At 45.1% G+C, this 19,333-nt stretch carries 15 protein-coding genes; all 15 read left to right on the top strand.

From position 1 onward, the window contains the following. The first annotated feature begins 1 nt into the window (after position 1). The 15 genes from DWW91_RS24335 (at position 2) to DWW91_RS24265 (ending at position 19,198) form a co-directional block, all read left to right on the top strand. Positions 2-901, top strand: a complete 900-nt coding sequence (locus DWW91_RS24335; protein ID WP_122329174.1) for an ABC transporter ATP-binding protein — start codon at positions 2-4, stop codon at positions 899-901. Between the two features lie 134 nt (positions 902-1,035). After that, complete coding sequence (locus tag DWW91_RS24330; RefSeq protein WP_082150429.1) at positions 1,036-1,770, top strand: ABC transporter ATP-binding protein; 735 nt, start codon at positions 1,036-1,038, stop codon at positions 1,768-1,770. A gap of 2 nt (positions 1,771-1,772) precedes the next feature. Then, positions 1,773-2,888, top strand: coding sequence for an ABC transporter permease (locus tag DWW91_RS24325; RefSeq protein WP_122329173.1), 1,116 nt, complete (start codon positions 1,773-1,775; stop codon positions 2,886-2,888). Positions 2,889-2,899: 11 nt separating this feature from the next. Further along, entirely contained in the window at positions 2,900-3,994 is a 1,095-nt protein-coding gene (locus DWW91_RS24320) for an ABC transporter permease (RefSeq protein WP_122329172.1), read from the top strand. A 162-nt stretch (positions 3,995-4,156) separates the two neighbouring features. Continuing rightward, the gene (locus DWW91_RS24315) at positions 4,157-4,966 is read left to right on the top strand and encodes an IclR family transcriptional regulator (protein ID WP_007655969.1); all 810 of its coding nucleotides are present in this window, start codon (positions 4,157-4,159) and stop codon (positions 4,964-4,966) included. Between the two features lie 8 nt (positions 4,967-4,974). After that, positions 4,975-6,747 carry a YncE family protein gene (locus DWW91_RS24310; RefSeq protein ID WP_122329171.1) on the top strand — a complete coding sequence of 591 codons (1,773 nt, stop codon included), beginning with the start codon at positions 4,975-4,977 and terminating at the stop codon, positions 6,745-6,747. A 12-nt stretch (positions 6,748-6,759) separates the two neighbouring features. After that, a complete protein-coding gene (locus tag DWW91_RS24305) occupies positions 6,760-7,854 on the top strand; it encodes an endoribonuclease L-PSP (RefSeq protein ID WP_122329170.1) in 1,095 nt (364 codons plus the stop codon). A 68-nt stretch (positions 7,855-7,922) separates the two neighbouring features. Then, positions 7,923-8,660: a hypothetical protein gene (locus DWW91_RS24300; RefSeq protein ID WP_007655974.1), complete on the top strand. Its 738-nt coding sequence runs from the start codon at positions 7,923-7,925 to the stop codon at positions 8,658-8,660. A gap of 43 nt (positions 8,661-8,703) precedes the next feature. Continuing rightward, on the top strand, positions 8,704-12,714 hold the full coding sequence (locus tag DWW91_RS24295) for an SUMF1/EgtB/PvdO family nonheme iron enzyme (RefSeq protein ID WP_122329169.1): 4,011 nt from the start codon (positions 8,704-8,706) through the stop codon (positions 12,712-12,714). A gap of 112 nt (positions 12,715-12,826) precedes the next feature. After that, the gene (gene ccsA / locus DWW91_RS24290; protein WP_122329168.1) at positions 12,827-15,268 is read left to right on the top strand and encodes a cytochrome c biogenesis protein CcsA; all 2,442 of its coding nucleotides are present in this window, start codon (positions 12,827-12,829) and stop codon (positions 15,266-15,268) included. Between the two features lie 48 nt (positions 15,269-15,316). Then, positions 15,317-15,637 (top strand): hypothetical protein, encoded by a 321-nt coding sequence (locus DWW91_RS24285; protein ID WP_007655979.1) that lies wholly within the window; start codon positions 15,317-15,319, stop codon positions 15,635-15,637. Between the two features lie 36 nt (positions 15,638-15,673). Beyond that, positions 15,674-16,690, top strand: coding sequence for a dihydroxyacetone kinase subunit DhaK (locus DWW91_RS24280; protein ID WP_007655981.1), 1,017 nt, complete (start codon positions 15,674-15,676; stop codon positions 16,688-16,690). 10 nt (positions 16,691-16,700) lie between these two features. Further along, positions 16,701-17,315, top strand: a complete 615-nt coding sequence (locus DWW91_RS24275; RefSeq protein ID WP_007655983.1) for a DAK2 domain-containing protein — start codon at positions 16,701-16,703, stop codon at positions 17,313-17,315. 38 nt (positions 17,316-17,353) lie between these two features. After that, positions 17,354-18,226 (top strand): 3-hydroxy-5-phosphonooxypentane-2,4-dione thiolase, encoded by an 873-nt coding sequence (lsrF, locus tag DWW91_RS24270; protein ID WP_007655985.1) that lies wholly within the window; start codon positions 17,354-17,356, stop codon positions 18,224-18,226. Between the two features lie 84 nt (positions 18,227-18,310). Further along, complete coding sequence (locus DWW91_RS24265; RefSeq protein ID WP_122329167.1) at positions 18,311-19,198, top strand: hypothetical protein; 888 nt, start codon at positions 18,311-18,313, stop codon at positions 19,196-19,198. Positions 19,199-19,333 lie beyond the last annotated feature (135 nt).

Raw genomic sequence — 19,333 nt, 5'->3', positions numbered from 1 at the left:
GATGAATGGAGTTAAGATGGAGGCGGTTGGTAAGAACTACGGGCAGGTAGAGGCTTTGCAGGATATTTCTCTGGATATACGTCCCGGTGAATTGTTCGGCCTGATTGGTCCCGACGGGGCAGGGAAGACCACTTTGTTCCGTATCCTGACGACTTTATTGCTGGCAGATAAAGGGACGGCTACCGTCTGTGGACTGGATGTCGTGCGTGATTATAAAAAGATACGTACGATGGTCGGTTACATGCCCGGCCGTTTCTCGTTGTATCAGGACCTGACGGTCGAAGAGAACCTGGATTTCTTTGCTACCGTGTTTAATACTACGGTAGAAGCTAACTATGACCTGGTTCACGACATTTATGTTCAGATAGAACCTTTTAAAAAACGGAAAGCAGGAAAATTGTCCGGAGGTATGAAACAGAAGCTGGCATTGAGCTGCGCTTTGATTCACCGCCCCGAAGTCCTTTTTCTGGATGAACCGACAACGGGTGTCGATCCGGTTTCCCGGGTGGAGTTCTGGGATATGCTGGACCGTTTGAAGAGGCAGGGCATTACGATTATGGTTTCCACTCCTTATATGGATGAGGCTTCCCGTTGCGACCGCATTGCTTTGATGCGTTCCGGCCAGTGCTTGTCCGTCGATACGCCGGCAGGCATCCGTGCTTCTTTCGGCAGGCATTTGTGGACTGTCCGGTCGGCATCCATGTTCAGGCTGCTGACGGACCTTCGTTCTTTTCCGGGAACCTATTCTTGTTATGCCTTTGGTGATGCCCATCATCTGACATTAAAGGAAGATGGCAAGGAGATGAATGCCCTGATGCAGTTCTTGAAAGATAAAGGATATGCAGATGTCGCCATTGAACCGGTCGAGCCGAGTGTGGAAGATTGCTTTATGGCTTTGTAAAAACGATAGAGTGAAATGTAATACCATATATTATGATAGAAAATTCTCATATATTATGATATTAGAATTGTATAATATATGAGAATGCAGTATCATAATATATGAGAATTTTATCTGATAAAAGTATATATACAATGAACGTAATAGAAACAGACAGTCTGACTAAGCGCTTCGGAACTTTTACCGCGGTAGATCATATCAGCTTTGAAGTGGGAGAAGGGGAGATCTTTGGTTTCCTGGGAGCCAATGGCGCCGGAAAGACGACGGCGATGCGTATGCTTTGCGGACTGTCGACACCCACTTCCGGCAAAGCCCGTGTGGCAGGTTTTGATGTATATAAGGAGACTGAGCAGATCAAACGCCATATCGGCTATATGAGTCAGAAGTTTTCTCTGTACGGTGACTTGAAAGTCTGGGAAAATATCCGTTTGTACGGCGGTATCTACGGTCTGCCGAAGAAAAAGCTGGCGGAGAAGACGGACGAACTGCTTGATGTACTGGATTTGGAGGGTGAGCGGAACACGTTGGTCGATGCGTTGCCTTTAGGCTGGAAGCAGAAGTTGGCTTTCTCCGTCGCTATCATCCACGAACCCCGTATTGTTTTTCTGGATGAGCCGACGGGTGGTGTCGATCCGGTTACCCGTCGCCAGTTTTGGGAGCTGATCTATAAAGCGGCGGAACGCAATATCACTGTCTTTGTCACCACCCATTATATGGACGAAGCCGAATATTGCAACCGTGTCTCTATCATGGTAGACGGAAAAATCGAAGCGCTGGACAGTCCGGCTGCTTTGAAATCGTCTTTCCATGCCGAAAATATGAATGATGTGTTCCGTGCCCTGGCGCGAAAAGCAACAAGAGGTGAATAGTTATGAAACAGTTTATATCTTTTATCCGTAAAGAATTCTTCCACATTTTCCGTGACAAACGGACCATGTTGATTTTATTGGCTATGCCGATTATCCTGATTATTCTGTTCGGTTATGCGATTACGACGGAAATAAAATGTGTGCCGATTGCCGTGTTCGACCAGAGCCGGGATGAAGTGAGCCGGAAAATCACCGAACATCTGGGGGCAAGCGAGTATTTTGATTTGTATAAAATGGTAGACAGCGAAGCGGAAGCTCAATCCCTCTTTAAACAGGGTAAGATTAAACTGGTCGTTGTTTTTCCGCCCCAATATGCTTCCACGGCGGATGCGGATATCCAGTTGCTGGCAGATGCTACCGACCCGAACGAAGCGACCCAGCTGACCGCTTATGCAACCACTATCATTGCTTCTGCCAAAGCGGAGATACAGGGTAATCTCCTTCAGCCAGAAGAAAAAGCGCGGCTTATGCAAGCAGGTATCACGCCGGTCACTCACCTTCTTTACAACCCCACCATGAAAGGTGCCTACAACTTTGTGCCGGGGGTAATGGGGTTGATATTAATACTGATATGTGCCCTGATGACCTCCGTAGGCATCGTGAAGGAGAAGGAGATGGGTACGATGGAAGTGTTGCTGGTTTCGCCGATGAAGCCGGTCTATATCATTCTGGCAAAAGCGATTCCCTATCTTTTATTGAGTATAGTGAATGTGGCGACAATCCTTGCCCTGTCTTATTTCCTGCTGAAGGTTCCGATTGCGGGGAGCCTGGTTCTGCTGGTGGCAGTTTCCATCCTGTACGCCCTGGTATCCCTTTGCCTCGGTCTGTTGATATCGACGATAGCCGACACGCAACAGGCTGCCATGCTGATTAGTGCTATGGTGTTGATGCTGCCGGTGATTCTGCTCAGCGGTATGGTATTTCCCATAGAGAACATGCCTGATATATTGCAATGGCTTTCCAATATCGTGCCGGCCAAATGGTATATTATCGCTGTGAAAGATGTGATGATAAAAGGGTTAAGCGCCGGGGCCATCCTGAAGGAGATAGGGATACTGTCGTTTATGGTCATATTCCTGGTGATTCTTAGTGTGAAACGTTTTAAGACTCGTTTGTGAGATAAGAAGTTATGAAAACATTACGATATTTACTTGAAAAAGAGTTTAAGCAGATCAAGCGCGACCGGTTTTTACCGCGCATCATCTTTTTGGTACCGTTGATGCAATTGCTTATCCTGCCTTTTGCCGCCAATTTCGAAATGCGTAATATCAATCTGGGAGTGATTGACCATGATCATTCCATGGTGTCTGTGCAGCTGGTCGAAAAGATTCTTTCGTCCGGTTATTTCCGGCTGACCGATGTGTCTTCCAGTTATGATCAGGCGATCACCTCGATAGAAAGTAACGAGTCGGACCTGTTGCTTGAAATCCCGGCAAAGTTTGAACAGGAACTCGGCCGGGAAGGAAAGGCGGATGTCCTGATTGCTGCAAACGCAGTGAACGGAACAAAAGGAGGGATGGGTAGTTCTTATCTCACGCAGATTATTCAGGATTTTAACCGGGATAAAGGTTTCACCTCTGTTGCCGTGAGCAGTGGAGTGCGGGCAACGGCTCTTTTTAATCCGCATTTGAATTATAAGAATTATATGGTGCCGGGTATCCTGGTCTTTTTGTTGACGATTATCGGTGGTTTCCTTTCGGCCCTGAATATAGTCAGCGAGAAGGAGAAAGGGACCATCGAACAGATTAATGTGACGCCTGTCCCCAAAACATTGTTCTTGCTGTCGAAGCTGATTCCTTTCTGGGTAATCGGTTTTATTCTGTTGACGATCGGAGCCATTGTGGCATGGATTATTTACGGTTTGCTGCCGGTCGGCAATATGGGGATTATTTATTTGTTTGCGGCAGTTTATCTGATTGCTTTTACAGGTTTGGGACTGGCAATATCTTCTATATCGTCCAACCAGCAACAAGCGATGTTCACGGCTTTCTTTTTTCTGATTATATTTGCTTTGTTGAGCGGACTTTTTACCCCGATCAGCAGTATGCCGCAATGGGCACAGACTATAACATTATTTAATCCGGTACGTTATTTTATAGAAGTGATGCGTATGGTTTATCTGAAAGGCAGTTCGTTTTCCGATTTGAGCGGACATTTCATTGTCGTTTGTCTTTTTGCTGTATTATTTAATGTATTGGCTGTGATAAGTTATAGGAAAAAATAGGGAGACTCAAAGAACGCAGGATCGTAGAAGCGGACAAACGGGAATAATAGTTTTTGCAGATTGAATGTTTTACAGCATACTTAACGATATTTTACAAACATCTTACCTGTTTTTAACGTGACTCTTTTATATTTGATTCAAATCTGAAACAATATTTCAAATATGGAAAGCGTTATTCCAAATATGGAAAAAGGAGAAGAAAACTATAAGGTGCCGAATTTGGAGAAAGGAATTGCGGTGCTTGAATATCTTTCGCTTCGTCCACAGGGTGAGACGCTGCAAGATATTAAGAATAAGCTGGATATCTCCCAGACTACTGCTTATCGTATTTTGAATACATTGGTTCGGTTGGATTATCTTAACTATAATGAAGACACGAAACGCTACAAATTGTCCCGAAAATTGCTAACTTTGGGCTTCAGATCGTTGAATGAACATAATTTGTTGGAGACAGTATTGCCTTGTTTGCGTGATTTACGTGATAAAGTAGGGGAGACTGCCTGTTTTGGTGTACTAGGAGATGAGAAAGGAATTTTTATAGAGCAGGCGCAGGGACATCATACGTTCCGCTTTGTTCTATCGCCGGGAAAATCATTTGAATTACATTGTTCTGCACCCGGAAAAGCGATTATGGCTTATCTGCCAAACACGGTCCGCGACCGTTATTTGTCGTATATGACATTTGCGAAGTATAATGCGCGGACGATTACTAACCGGGATGCTTACCTGGAAGAATTGGAAAAAGTCCGTAAGCTGGGTTATGCTATGGATAATGAAGAAGAATTGAATGGTGTGATCTGTGTAGGTGCTCCTATCTTTAACTACACAGGCTATCCATGTGGCGCCATCTGGATATCGGGTCCCAAAGACAGGTTAACAAAAGAAATATTCCATTCAACGGTTGCGAGCATCAAGGAGGTCGCTCAGAATATTTCGGCTGAATTAGGATATAGTAAAAACACAAAAAAATAAATAATACCATGAGGACGAGTAAATACATATTAAGAACTTCATTGATGGCATGCTTTGTCAGTTGTTGCATCTCATTTGCATCGGCTGATAATCCGCCTTTTTTTACGACTGATATAAAACTGAATGATAAAGGGGAAATGCTTCTGACTGAAAAAGGAATGAAGCGGGTGGATGTATTTTCAGCCGACGGCAAACTGCTGCGTTCTTTCCCCATGGATGAAACGCCGACCGGTATTCTGGTTGACGGCGATAAGGCCTATGTGACGACCTTTGAGAAGACGGGGAAGTTACAGATATTATTGTTGGAATCGGGTAGGGTGGAAGCTGCTATCCCTACAGGGTCGGGTGCCTGCCATCCGATGTTCGGACCGGATAAAAAGACAATCTATGTCTGTAACCAGTTCGAAAACACCGTGTCGGAAATTGACCCGGTGAATCATAAAGTACTACGCACGGTTAAGGTACTTCGCGAACCGAAATCCGCCGTATTCAGCAAAGACGGTAAATATATGTATGTAACAAACTTCCTGCCGGCACAACGTGCGGACCTGGATTATGTGGCAGCCTGTGTTTCCGTGATTGAAATGGATGGTTTTACCAAAGTGAAAGATATTCAGCTGGCAAACGGTAGTAATGCTTTGCGTGGCATTTGTATTACGCCCGACGGCAAATATGTATATGTGTCGCATAATTTGGGACGTTTCGCCGTACCGACTTCGCAGTTGCAGCAGGGATGGATGAATACGAGCGCTTTCAGTATCATCGATACGGAAAAGCAGGAGTTTGTCGGTGCCGTTGTTGTTGACGAACCGGAAAGAGGTGCTGCCGGTATCTGGAGTATCGATTGTAATGACGATCATATCTTTATTTCACATTCCGGTACTCACGAGGTGAGTGTGATCGATCATCCGGCTTTGCGTGAAAAGTTTGAAGCCTATCCCAATAAGGCGGTGCTGGATTATGACCTGAATTTCCTGTATGGCATCCGCGAACGTGTTCCGTTGCAGGGTAACGGTCCCCGTGCGATGGCTCTGACCAACGAGAAACTGGTTGTTCCTACTTATTTTGCCGATGTTCTGAATGTAATGGATATTAATACCCGTGAAGTAACGTCGACAGAATTGAATCCGGGACGTACGGAAAGCAATATAAATAAAGGAGAAAAATATTTCAACGACGCCTCCCACTGTTTCCAGAACTGGCAGAGTTGTAACGGTTGCCACCCGGGGGAAGCCCGTACGGATGGTATGAACTGGGATTTGATGAACGATGGCGTAGGAAACTCAAAGAACTGCAAAAGTTTGTTGTTTAGCCATGTGACTCCTCCCAATATGATTTCGGGAATCCGTGCTTCTGCGGAGGTTGCCGTGCGTGCAGGATATAACTTCATCCAGTTCTTCGATATTACCGAAGATGATGCAAAATGCGTGGATGAATATCTGACGTCATTGCGTCCGGTGCCGAGTCCTTTGCTGGTGAACGGCGAATTGTCCGATAAGGCGAAAGAAGGGCGTAAAGTCTTTGAAAAACTAAAATGTGGTGAATGTCATAGCGGACCTTATTATACAGACATGAAGATGCATCGTATCGGTGAAGATATCGAGTTTGAAAAAGGGTGGGATACTCCGACTTTAAGAGAAGTCTGGCGTACGGCTCCTTATTTGTTCGATGGTCGTGCAGCTACAATGGAGGAAGTCTTTGAAGTGCACAAGCATGGAATTGATAAGAAGGTATCCAAGAAAGATATTGAGGCTTTGGTTGAATATGTAAACTCACTCTAAAAGGAGGGATCGATGAATTATTGCGAGAAGATACGTTATAACATTTACACTACTGAGAAAGCGGATTTTGAGGAAATGGTGGATAAGCTGCTTGCCCAATTACCGCAGGACGAACAAATATTCAGGCTGGCCTTTTTCGGCATGCCGGATGATAATGAACAATATGTTTCGCGCCGCGTAACGTTGCGTGAAAAAGTACGTAAATACTATGGGAACCATGAACCGGTGTTGAGTTATGTATCCCAGCCGCCATTGAACGGAGGTTTGATACTGGAGGCTCATACATATACGCCGGATGAAGGAGACCATATTACATATAAACATATCGGGACATTCCCGTATGTGGTATTGGTAAATGGTAGCGGCCGTTTCCTGTTTGCCGGAGGTTTTCATGGCGATGTGATTAATTTCGGTATCGAGCAACAGTCGAAGGAAGTGTTCAAGCTGGTATCGGAGTTGTTGAGGAAGGAAGGATTCCCGATCAACAGCATCATCCGCCAGTGGAACTATATCGAGCAGATCACTAAGTTTGACGGCGAAGACCAGCATTACCAGATATTCAATAATGCCCGTAGCGATTATTATGCCATGACAACCTGGGAAAACGGTTATCCGGCAGCAACGGGTATCGGTGCGAATCTGGGAGGCATATTGGTTGATCTGGATGCTGCCGTATTCTCGAATCCGGATTGTTATGCAACACCGATCGACAATAAATTGCAGGTGGCTGCCCACGCTTATTCCGAAGGAGTACTGGAGCCGGCCCACAGCAAAAAGACGACTCCGAAGTTCGAGCGTGCCAAGAGCATGACCTTTGGAGAACGTGAGGTGATCTATATCTCCGGAACTGCGGCTATCCGTGGCGAGGAGAGCTTGATAGGAGTGGGGTTGGAGCGCCAGCTTCATATTACGATGGAGAATATCGCTGAACTGATCGGTGAGGCGAAATTGAAAATGCTCCGGGTCTATCTGAAAGAGAAATCTTTCTTTGAAGAAGCTGAAAGGCTTTTGAATGCGTATGAGTTGAATATCCCCATATCATATATGTGGGCTGATGTTTGTCGGGATGAATTATTAATAGAGATAGAGGGAATAGCAGTGTTGTAACCCCTGCCATATCATGTTGACCGTTTGGCGAAATAAAGCAAATATTACTAACATAAATTAAAACAAAAATGAAAAAAGGATTGAGTATTAAAACAATGGCTGTGGGGCTTTTATTAAGTTCTATGGTTGCATGTACTGGTAACAAAACAAGTGACGCTACTTGTTGCAACGGAGAGGGCGAATGCACTGAACAGAGCAAATGCGATAAAAATTCTAATTGTAAAACTAATAAAGAAATGACTTATTCTAAGAAGTACACAAACGCCGACTTCTACAAGGACGGCAAATTCGATCAGGCAGTAGCTATCGAAGCAATGAAAGACATGTTTAAGTTCTATGATGTTCCTTTTACTGAACTGATGGCTAAAGACATGTGGGTTACAGATTTCGGTCTGGGTGACTTTGAAAACGTTGGTATGGGTGGTATTTTCTGGATCAACGATGCAGAACACGGATACTTCGCTCACGCTATCTATCTGCTTCCGGGACAGATGATCCCTGAACACGCTCACGTAAAAACTAAATTCCCTGCAAAACACGAATCATGGATGGTTGAAAAGGGATGGGTTTATAACTTCTCTGTACTTGGTGACGAAACTCCGAACGCTCCTGCAATTCCTGCAAGTCACGGACCTATCAAGAGCAAAAACTTCGTAGTTCAGAAAGTCGGTGATGTATTGCGTCTGAAAGAACTTGAATCATTCCACTTCATGATGGCAGGACCGGAAGGTGCTATCGTTGACGAATGGGCTTGTTATCATGACAATGACGGTTTGCGTTTCACAAACCCGAAGGCATCTCTCTAACTCCAATCGTAGTTGTTAACACCTTATATTAATATTGAGATACATGAATAAATATTTTTTATTAGTATCACTCTTCTTATCTACTTCCTTCCTTGTTTCGGCCGCGCCGAAACAAAAGAAGGCGGATACCTGGATTGATGCATCAATTAAAGCAAAAACGGAACTGCAAACCCAGCTTCAGAAAACAGGAATGCCGATTATTTCCTCTTTCAAGAAGCATAAGGAAAAAGCAGAACCTTTTGCTGTTGACTTGAAAGGCGTAGATAAGCTGGTGCTTATCACTGCCGGAGGTCCGGATGGTTCTGATTACGACCAGGCTGTTTGGGGTAATGCCCGTTTGATTAAAGCGGACGGTACTGCTGTTTGGTTGGATGAAGTTCCTTTCGAATATGGTGTTGCCGGTTGGGCAAAGCCAAAAATGAATATTAATGCTTACGACCATGAGATTTTCATTGCAGGCAAAGAATACAAACACGGTGTTTTCTGCCATGCAAACGGAACTTTGGTTTATCCTATTAAAGGTGAATATGTTCGTTTTGAAGCTGAAGTAGGTATCGACGATACTTCTTCCGGCGGTAGCGTATATTTCCAGGCATTGAACGTTGTTCCGAAGTTTGTCGGCGATGAACTGATCGCTAAATATCCGGAACAGATCGGTATGCTGGGTGCTATGATGGACGGTTTGGACACTTGGTTGATCACCCCGGATGCTTCTATTGAAAAACAAGCAGTAGAAGCAATGGTAGGTAAGTTGAAAGACGGCTCTTATTATAAGAGTGTCGTTCAGCAGATCGCTAACGAAAAAGATGTAAATACACAAATCCGTAAATATCTGGAGTTGTTTGAAAAACTTCAGGATGTTTATGCGCTTCAGGGCGAACTGGAATGGCTGAATATCGATGCTATCAAGTTGGCATTTGCAGATATGAGCAAGCAGAAAGGTTTTGATGCTGCTAAATATCAGCCGATGCTGAATGAATTGGTACAACTTCAGCAGAAAGGTTTCAGTGGTATTTATAAAGGAGACGAACAAGCTATTGCCGATGCTCGCAAGGCATTGGATAATAAGAAGGCTATTTTGTTAGGCAACCCGTTGTTGGATGCAGACAAGATCGTTGCCGTACGTTATAAATTAGGCTCTACTGCTCGTCAGGCAATGGCTCCTTCTTTGGGAACACAAGCTAACAACTGGAGTAACCAGGAATCTGCCCGCCGTAGTGGTTTCGATGCAGAGATCGTTGAATTGTCTAACCTGCGTGGTGACATGCAGATGAAGAGTATCTTCAAACCGATCGTCCCCGATGCCTCTATCGCTGACCTGAGAATGCACTGGGATGCAAACCGCGTTATGTTCACAACTCTGATGGGCGAGAACGACAAACGTTGGAATGTATACGAAGTAAAACTGGATGGAACAGGCTGCAAAAAGCTGATCGAGAATGAAGAACCTGACTTGGAATTCTATGATGGTACTTATCTTCCGGACGGACGTATTATTGCTAACTCCAACATCGGTTACCAGGGTGTTCCTTGCGTAAGCGGTGATGACCCGGTTGGTAATATGGTTCTTTATACTCCGGAACAGAAGAATCTGCGTCGTCTGACATTCGACCAGGATGCCAACTGGAACCCGGTTGTAATGAATAACGGACGTGTAATGTATACTCGTTGGGAATATACTGACTTAACTCACTATTATTCTCGTATCGTGATGCATATGAATCCGGATGGAACAGAAAACAAGGCTTTGTATGGTAGTGGTTCAATGTTCCCGAACAGTACGTTCGACATTCAGCCGTTGCCCGGACATGGTTCTGCTTTCGTTGGTATTATCTCAGGACACCACGGTGTTGCCCGTTCAGGACGTCTGATCATCTTCGACCCGACAAAGGGACGTAAGAATGTACAGGGTATGGTTCAGGAAATTCCTCACCGTAACCGTCCTATCCAGGAGTTGATCAAAGACGAATTGGTAAATGGCGTATGGCCTCAGTTCGTTAAACCGACTCCGCTGAATGACAAATATTTCCTGGTTGCAGCTAAGTTAGACCCGCAGTCTTTGTGGGGACTTTATCTGGTTGACATCTATGATAACGTTACTTGTCTGATGCAGGCAGAAGGTGAAGGTTATATCAGCCCGATCCTGGTGAAGGAAACAAAAACACCTCCGGCAATTCCTGATCGTGTGAAGCTGAATGAAAAAGAAGCTACTATCTTTATTCAGGATATTTATGAAGGTGAAGGTCTGCGCGGTATTCCTCGCGGAACTGTGAAAGAACTTCGTCTGCATGCTTATGAATATGCTTATGTGAAGACTCGTTCAGACCACAACTGGCACGGTATCCAGAGTGGTTGGGATATCAAACGTTTGTTAGGTACTGTACCTGTTGAAGAAGACGGTTCGGCTATCTTCAAAGTTCCGGCTAATACTCCGATCTCTATCCAGCCGATCGACAAGGACGGCGTTGCTGTTCAGTGGATGCGTAGTTGGGTAACCGGCCAGCCGGGTGAAGTGGTATCTTGTATCGGTTGTCACGAAGACCAGAATCAGATTCCTATTCCGAAACGTGTGATGGCTTCTCAGAAAGCGGCTGTTCCGTTGAAGGCTCCTGAAGGTGGTGTTCGTTCATTCACATTCGACCTGGAAATTCAGCCTATCCTGGATCGTGCTTGTATCGCTTGTCATAATGGCGAAGGCAAGGCATTCGACCTGCGTGGCGGTAAGAAAGACAAACTGGGTTATGGCACATCTTATCTGAACATTCATCCGTACGTACACCGTCAGGGTGGTGAAGGTGATATGGTTGTTCTTCAACCGTATGAATATCATCCGAACACCAGCGAATTGGTTCGTATCCTGAAGAAGGGTCACCATAACGTGAAACTGACTGACGCAGAATGGTTGAAACTGTACAACTGGATCGACTATAATGCTCCTGATAAAGGTTACTTCGATGCAAACGTTCTGGGTAAGGAAATCATCCCGTATCAGGGATTCGATCAGATCGAACGTCGTAAAGAATTGACTGACAAATATGCTAATGGCATGGGTGTAGACTGGAAGAAAGAAATCGCTGACTACGCTTCTTATCTGAAGGCTCAGGGCCCGATCACTCCGGTTATGCCTGAAAAAGCAGCTCCTGTAAAGGTGAAGAATGTGAAAGCTAAAGGCTGGCCGTTCGACAAATCAACTATCAAAGAAATGCTTGCCAAGGAAACGAGCAACCGTAAAGAGATTGAAATCGCTCCGGGCGTGAAGATCAATTTCGTTCGTATCCCTGCCGGTGAATTCGTAATGGGTAGCTATAATGGCGAATCTGATGCTTATCCTACTGCTAAGGTGAAGATCGACAAACCGTTCTGGATGGGTGAAATGGAAATTACCAACCAGCAGTTCAATGCGATTTATCCGGATCATGACAGCCGTTTCGTAGACCAGTTGTGGAAAGACCACGTGGTACAGGGTTATCCGGCTAACGAGCCGAATCAACCGGTAATCCGTGTAAACTACAATGATGCAATGGATTATTGTAAGCAACTGAGCGAAAAGACAGGTCTGAACATTACGCTTCCGACAGAAGCACAATGGGAATGGGCTTGCCGCGCAGGTAGCGATAGTGATTTCTGGTATGGTGATATGAATACTGACTTCGGTAAATATGAAAACCTGGCTGACAAAACTACTTTACTGTTCGCAGTAAGTGGTGTAGACCCGAAACCGATGTCTCCGAATTCTTATTGGTATAAGTATTATACTTATTTGCCGAAAGAAGAAGGAGTAGACGACGGTCAGCTGATCCAGACAGGCGAAAAGGTGTATGAAGCCAACCCGTTCGGTTTGTATAACATGCACGGTAATGTTTCAGAATGGACCCGTTCAGACTATGTGCCTTATCCGTATAATCCGAAGACAAAACTGACTTCAGATCATAAAGTGGTTCGTGGTGGTTCATATATCGAACGTCCGAAATTCTCTACTGCTTATGCACGTAAGGCTTACTATCCGTACCAGCGTGTATTTAACGTAGGTTTCCGTGTAATCATCGAAGACTAATCCCTAAGATATGTCCTGGATATAGATAAAATCTATTAGGTGGCCCCGGTAAGGCCGGGGTCACTTAATTGAAAATTCTTATCTTTGGCGGCATAACTTAATAAAACAACAAATGAAAGCAACTCTCGAAAGAATACTATCTTCCTTTGTAACAACAATTGTCTTGTTACTCCTCTATGGTTTTGGCCTGGCTGTCGCCACTTTTATAGAAAAGTATCATGGAACAGCAGCTGCCAAAGCAATGATTTATTATTCCCCCTTATTCTTTTTGTTGCAGTTTCTTTTAGTCGTTAATTTTATTGTCATTGCTGTTAAGTACCAATATTGCAAGCTGCACAGATGGGGCTTAATGGTTGTTCATACTTCCTTTATCATTATCCTTCTTGGCGCCCTCACATCCTTCCAGTTCGGCGAAGAAGGTATCCTTCATATCCGCGAAGGAGAATCAACCGATCAGATAGCAGTCCGCCAGGGCGATCTGACAACATTCCACACTTTACCCTTCACCGTAGAATTGGTGAAATTTACTTTAACCCGCTATCCGGGTTCGTCCAGTCCGTCTTCTTATGAAAGCGAATTGCTGGTGCATGTAGACGGTAAAACACGCCACGAACATGTATTCATGAATAATGTATTAGATGTAAAAGGTTACCGTTTCTTCCAGGCTTCTTACGATCCGGACGAACAGGGTACCGTACTTTCCGTCAACCGCGATGTAGCCGGACGGAATATAACGTATACAGGTTACCTGTTGTTGGTAATCGGTCTTATTTTATCCTTAGTAGGGAAGAATTCCCGCTTTATGGCATTGAGCCGCCGTTTGAAAGAATTTCGTTCTGTTGCACAATCGGCAACAATGGTTATCGCTTTGCTGGCATTATCGGTGTCGGTAAATGCGAAAGAAGAAACTTCGTCCATGCTGGATGCCGTACAGAAATATGCGGTGTCTCCGGAACATGCCGCTAAGTTCGGCGCATTGCCGATCCAGTCGCATAGCGGCCGTATGATGCCTATCAATACCTTTTCTTCGGAAATCCTGCGTAAGCTGCATAAGTCGGACAAGATCGGAAATCTGAACTCCGACCAGTTCCTGCTGAGCCTGCTTTCCATGCCGGATATGTGGATGCGCGTTCCTTTTATCGCTTTATCCAATAAAGAACTGGCTAATTATTACGACCTGACAGACGGCGAATGTGCCTATCTTCAGGCGTTCGATAATAAAGGCGATTATAAATTGCAACAGAAACTGGAGGAAGCCTACAACAAGATGCCTGCCGAACGGACCCGTTTCGACAAGGACTTGCTGAAACTGGACGAGCAGATCAACATCTTCCACCAGTTGATCAATTACCAAATGTTGAACCTGTTCCCGAAAGAGGACGACCCTAACCATAAATGGTATGCCCCCGGTGATGACTTGTCCGAATTTGTCGGCAAGGACTCCATGTTTGTTTCCCGCATCATGGGCTGGTATCTGGCCGAAGTGCAGGATGCTTTGCAGGGTGGCGACTGGTCGAAAGCCAATGAGGTGATCGACATGATCAGTACTTATCAGCAGGCAAAGAACAAAACACTGGATATCTCTCCGAAAAAGATAGAGACTGAATTGAAATATAACAAGATGGACGTGTTCCGTCAGTGTAAGAAAGGCTATCTGATCCTGGGAGGATTGATGCTTGTACTCTCTTTCGCCATGCTGTTCAAACAGCAGAAGTGGATGAAGGCAGGTCTCTGGATAGTGGGAATAGGCGTGTTGGCTGTATTCCTTTTACACATGTACGGCATGGGGATGCGTTGGTATATTGCCGGATATGCGCCATGGAGTAACTCGTATGAAACAATGGTATATGTTGCCTGGGCGACAGTCTTGGCAGGTCTGCTGTTTGTAAGACGCAGTACGGTGACCTTTGCACTGGCTACTTTGTTCGGCGGTATTATCCTGTTCGTCTCCGGACTGAACTGGATGGACCCGGAAATCAATCCGCTCGTTCCGGTACTGAAATCGCCGTGGTTGATGTTCCATGTAGCCGTAATCGTTGCCGCTTATGGCTTCTTTGGTATCAGCTGCCTGATCGGACTGACGAACCTGGTGATGACGAGTATCGCCGGAAAGAAAAATACGGAATTACTGAAAGCCCGTGTGAAAGAACTGACTATCGTCAATGAAATGTCGCTCTGGGTAGGTCTGGCTTTGATGACGATCGGAACATTCCTCGGTGCCGTTTGGGCGAACGAGTCATGGGGACGTTACTGGGGATGGGACCCGAAAGAAACATGGGCATTGATTACAATGGTGGTTTATGCCGTGGTTGTTCACCTTCATCTGGTGAGACGCTGGTATAGCGACTGGTTATTCAATCTGTGCTCGGTCGTTGCTTTCTCATCCGTATTGATGACATTCTTCGGAGTGAATTATTTCCTGAGCGGCATGCACTCCTACGGACAGAACGATAATGTACACGGAATCTTTACTTATTTGTATATAGCCGGTGCAGTTGTGATAATCCTCGGGATATTGTCAAGGATCGGGTATAATAAGACGAAAGAAGAATAAAACGAATGAATTATTAATATAGAAGTTAAACATTAAATTTTAGTGATCATGAGAACATTTAATCATGTAGGTATCATTACCAACGAAAACCAAGAAGGTGCAATGTTCAACGAAGGTTTGAACGTATGGTTAACCGATTACAGCAAGAGCCCTAACAAGATCGAATTCCTGAAGTTTGACGATCCTGCAAAGAGTTGTCTGCCTGAATTGGTTAAATCAAATGGTCATATCGCTTATACAGTTCCTTCACTGGACGAAGCGCTGAAAGATGCAAAGGTAATCTTTGGCCCGGCTGTATGCGACGAACATCTGACTATCGCTTTCATCGAAGAAGAAGGCATCGCAATCGAATTAATGGAAATCAAATAATTTATAAACCTAAACGAAACAAGGAGGAAAAACACCATGGCAGAAATTAAGACTAAATTTATAAATGATCCCGAACAAGTAACTCCGGAATTGCTGGAAGGTTATGTATTGGCTTATCCTGATCAGGTAAAGCTGGCTGCAGAAAACGTTGTTGTTCGCGCTAATCCGAAAAGCGAAGACAAAGTAGCTATCGTTACATTAGGCGGTTCTGGTCACGAACCTGCATTGAGCGGCTTCGTAGGCGACGGTATGCTCGACTGCTCCGTTGTAGGCGACGTATTTGCAGCTCCGGGTGCACAGCGTCTGTTCCAGGCTTTGCAATTGATGAAACGCGAAGCAGGTATCCTGTTGGTTGTATTGAACCACTCAGGCGACGTGATGAGTGCAAACATGGCTTGCCAGCTGGCAGAACGCGTAGGCATTAAAGTTAAACAGCTTCTGACTCACGATGATATCAGTGCCGGTATCGGTGCTCCGACAAACGATCGTCGCGGTTTGGCTGGTTGCGTACCTTTGTATAAGATTCTGGGTGCTGCTGCCGACGAAGGCAAATCATTGGACGAACTGATCGAGATCGGCGAACGTTACAACGAAAAAGTAGCTACTTTGGCTGTTGCTATGCGTTCTTGTACTCATCCGCAAAACGATGCTACAATCACTGACCTGCCTGCCGGTATCATGGAAATCGGTATGGGACAGCACGGTGAAGGTGGTGGCGGCCAGAAACCGCTGGTATCTGCCGATGCTACTGCTGCCGAAATGGTAGACCTGCTGTGTCAGCAACTGCAACCGAAGGCTGGCGACAAGATGATGCTTATCATCAACGGCGTAGGCGCTACTACTCATATGGAATTGAATATCATCTTCCGCAAGGCTTACAAAGAATTGGAAGCACGTGGTCTGGAAGTAGTATTCGGTCGTATCCAGGAAATCCTGACAGTTCAGGAACAAGCCGGTTTCCAGATGATCGTAGGTATTTTGGATGAAGATCATATTGACTATTTAAAGAACAAGAGTGCAAACGCACCGTATTGGACAACTATCGGTAAATAAACAAATAAACATGAAACAATTGACTATTGAGGCTTTCAAAGGTATGCTGAATAACGCCTTAACGCATATCAAAGCCCGCGAAGACGAATTCTCTAAACTGGATGCGGTAATCGGTGACGGCGATCACGGACAGGCTATCGTAACTGCTTTCTCTGTTGTAGTGAAAGCAGGCGAGAAAGGAACAGAATTCAAATCTATGCTGAATGACATGGGATTTGGCGTGATGCTGGAAACAAGCGGATCGACAAGTACCCTGTTAGGAGCATTTTTCCTTGGAATGAGCGACAACGCTGCCGGCACTGAACTGGATGCTGCCGCTGTGAAGAAGATGTTTGCCGGAGGCCTTGCAAATGTGCAGAAACAGACACAGGCTAAGAAGGGTGATAAAACCATGATGGACGCCCTGATCCCCGCAATCGAAGCAATCGAAGCATCTACTTCGGACGATATCAAGGAAATCATGACAGCAGGTGCTGAAGCAGCTATCAGAGGTGCTGAAGAAACTGTCAACATGAAAGCAAACTTCGGACGTGCCCGTAACTACGGCGAACGTTCTATCGGTTACGCCGATAGCGGTGCTACTTCCTGGAGCTGTATGTTTGCCTCTTTCGCAGAAGCATTATAATAGAATAACTAACTTTTTTAAATATAGAAAATAGAAAAATGGCAGATTTAGATGATTTGAGAGAAGGCAGTAACTTCGGTTTAGGTGTTAGCTCTCAACAACAGAGTTTCCATGTGAAAGGTGCTGAAAACCTTCCCTGGGGTATGAAAGATCGTTTATCACGTATCTTCAACCCGAAAACAGGCAAAGCCGTAATGTTGGCTTTCGACCACGGCTTCATCATGGGACCGACTTCAGGTTTGGAACGTATCGACCTGAATATTGTACCGCTGATTGAATATGCCGACTGTATCATGTGTACACGCGGTATCCTTCAGTCTTCAATCCCGACAACAACAAACAAACCTATCTGTTTGCGTTCGGATGCTGGTACTTCTATCCTGACTGACCTGAACGACAACGTTCTGATCGACATAGAAGATGCTATCCGCATGAACGTTTCAGCTATGGCTGTGATGTTGGCTATCGGTGACGAAGCACACGAAGCGAAGACGATCGCCAACCTGTACAAGGCTGTAGATAAAGGAACTCGTTATGGTATTCCTGTAATGGGTGTGACTGCTGTCGGCAAACAGATGGCACGCGACGCTCGTTACTTCGGTCTGGCTTCCCGTATCTGTGCTGAAAACGGTGCAAATATCGTGAAGACTTACTATTGCGAAGGTTTCGAAAAAGTAGTTGCTGCTTGTCCGGTTCCTGTTGTGATTGCAGGCGGTAAGAAATTACCTGAACTGGAAGCATTGGAACTGTGTTACAAGGCTATCAACGACGGTGCTGCCGGTGTTGACATGGGACGTAACGTATTCCAGTCTGAAAATCCTGTCGCTATGATCCAGGCTGTTCACGCAGTGGTTCATGACGGTTTGACTCCGCAACAAGGTTTCGAAAAGTTCCAGGATTTGTCTAAGTAATTAATTATTATACTCCGAAGGGGCGGGGCTCTGCTCTGCCCCTTGTTGTATCTAAACATAACATAATACATATATTGAATTGCCATGAAGAAAATATTCACATTATTGTGCTCTGCTCTTTTCTTGTTTGCTGCCACTTCCTGCCAGCAAAAGGCTCAGAAATTATTGTTGGCCGGTTCAGGCTGGAATAAGGTTGTTATCATTGACAAGAATACAAAGCAGATAGAATGGGAGCATCCTATACAAAAAGGTTGGGAATGTAATTCAGCCGTTGCTACTCCGGACGGAAATATCCTGTTCGCCTATAAAAAAGGTGCAAAACTGATTACCCGCGATCAGAAAGAGTTATGGAACATTCCGGCTCCGGATACTTGCGAGATGCAGACAGCCCGTGTATTGCCCGACGGTAATTACCTGTTGGCATGGTGCGGCCATCCGGCTAAGATCATGGAAGTGAGCCCGAAAGGCGAGATACTTTCAGAAACTGTATACGAAACAGGTATCGACCACCCGCATGCTCAGTTCCGCCAGGTGAACAAGAACAAGGTAGGCAACTATCTGATGCCTCTTTTCGCTACATCTGAAGTACGTGAAATCTCTCCGGCCGGCGAACTTGTTAAAACAACGAAGCTGGAAGGTACTCCGTACAGCACTGTATTGCTGAACAACGGCAATTACATGGTAGCTTGCGGTGACGGACATTCTCTGATGGAAGTAAATCTGGATAAAGGCGAAGTAATCCGCCGGATCGGCGAAAAGGACATCGAAGGTGTTTCTTTATTCTTTGTTGCCCAGCTGTTGCCTACTTCAAACAACGGTCTGTATATCTGTAACTGGCAGGGACACGACCCCAGTGCAAAAGAATCAAACAACCCGCAGTTGATGGAGATCGACGGTAACAACAAAGTTATCTGGAGCCTGAATGACAACGATACATTCGGCATGATCTCTTCTGTCTGCCCGATCGACTAAGTAGATTATCTATAACTACTGGTTGTAACTGTTTCCCCTCCCGAGAGGGAAACAGTTACTTTCTTCACTCTCCACAGAAGGATTTATAACTTTCTCCATTTTTTATATATCTTTGCTAAACGTTAAACCTAAAAA

This window comes from Parabacteroides sp. AF17-3, assembly GCF_003635445.1.
GTDB lineage: Bacteria > Bacteroidota > Bacteroidia > Bacteroidales > Tannerellaceae > Parabacteroides > Parabacteroides goldsteinii.
Note: the sequence above shows the minus strand (reverse complement) of the source record. Positions and strands in the feature narration are given on the sequence as shown.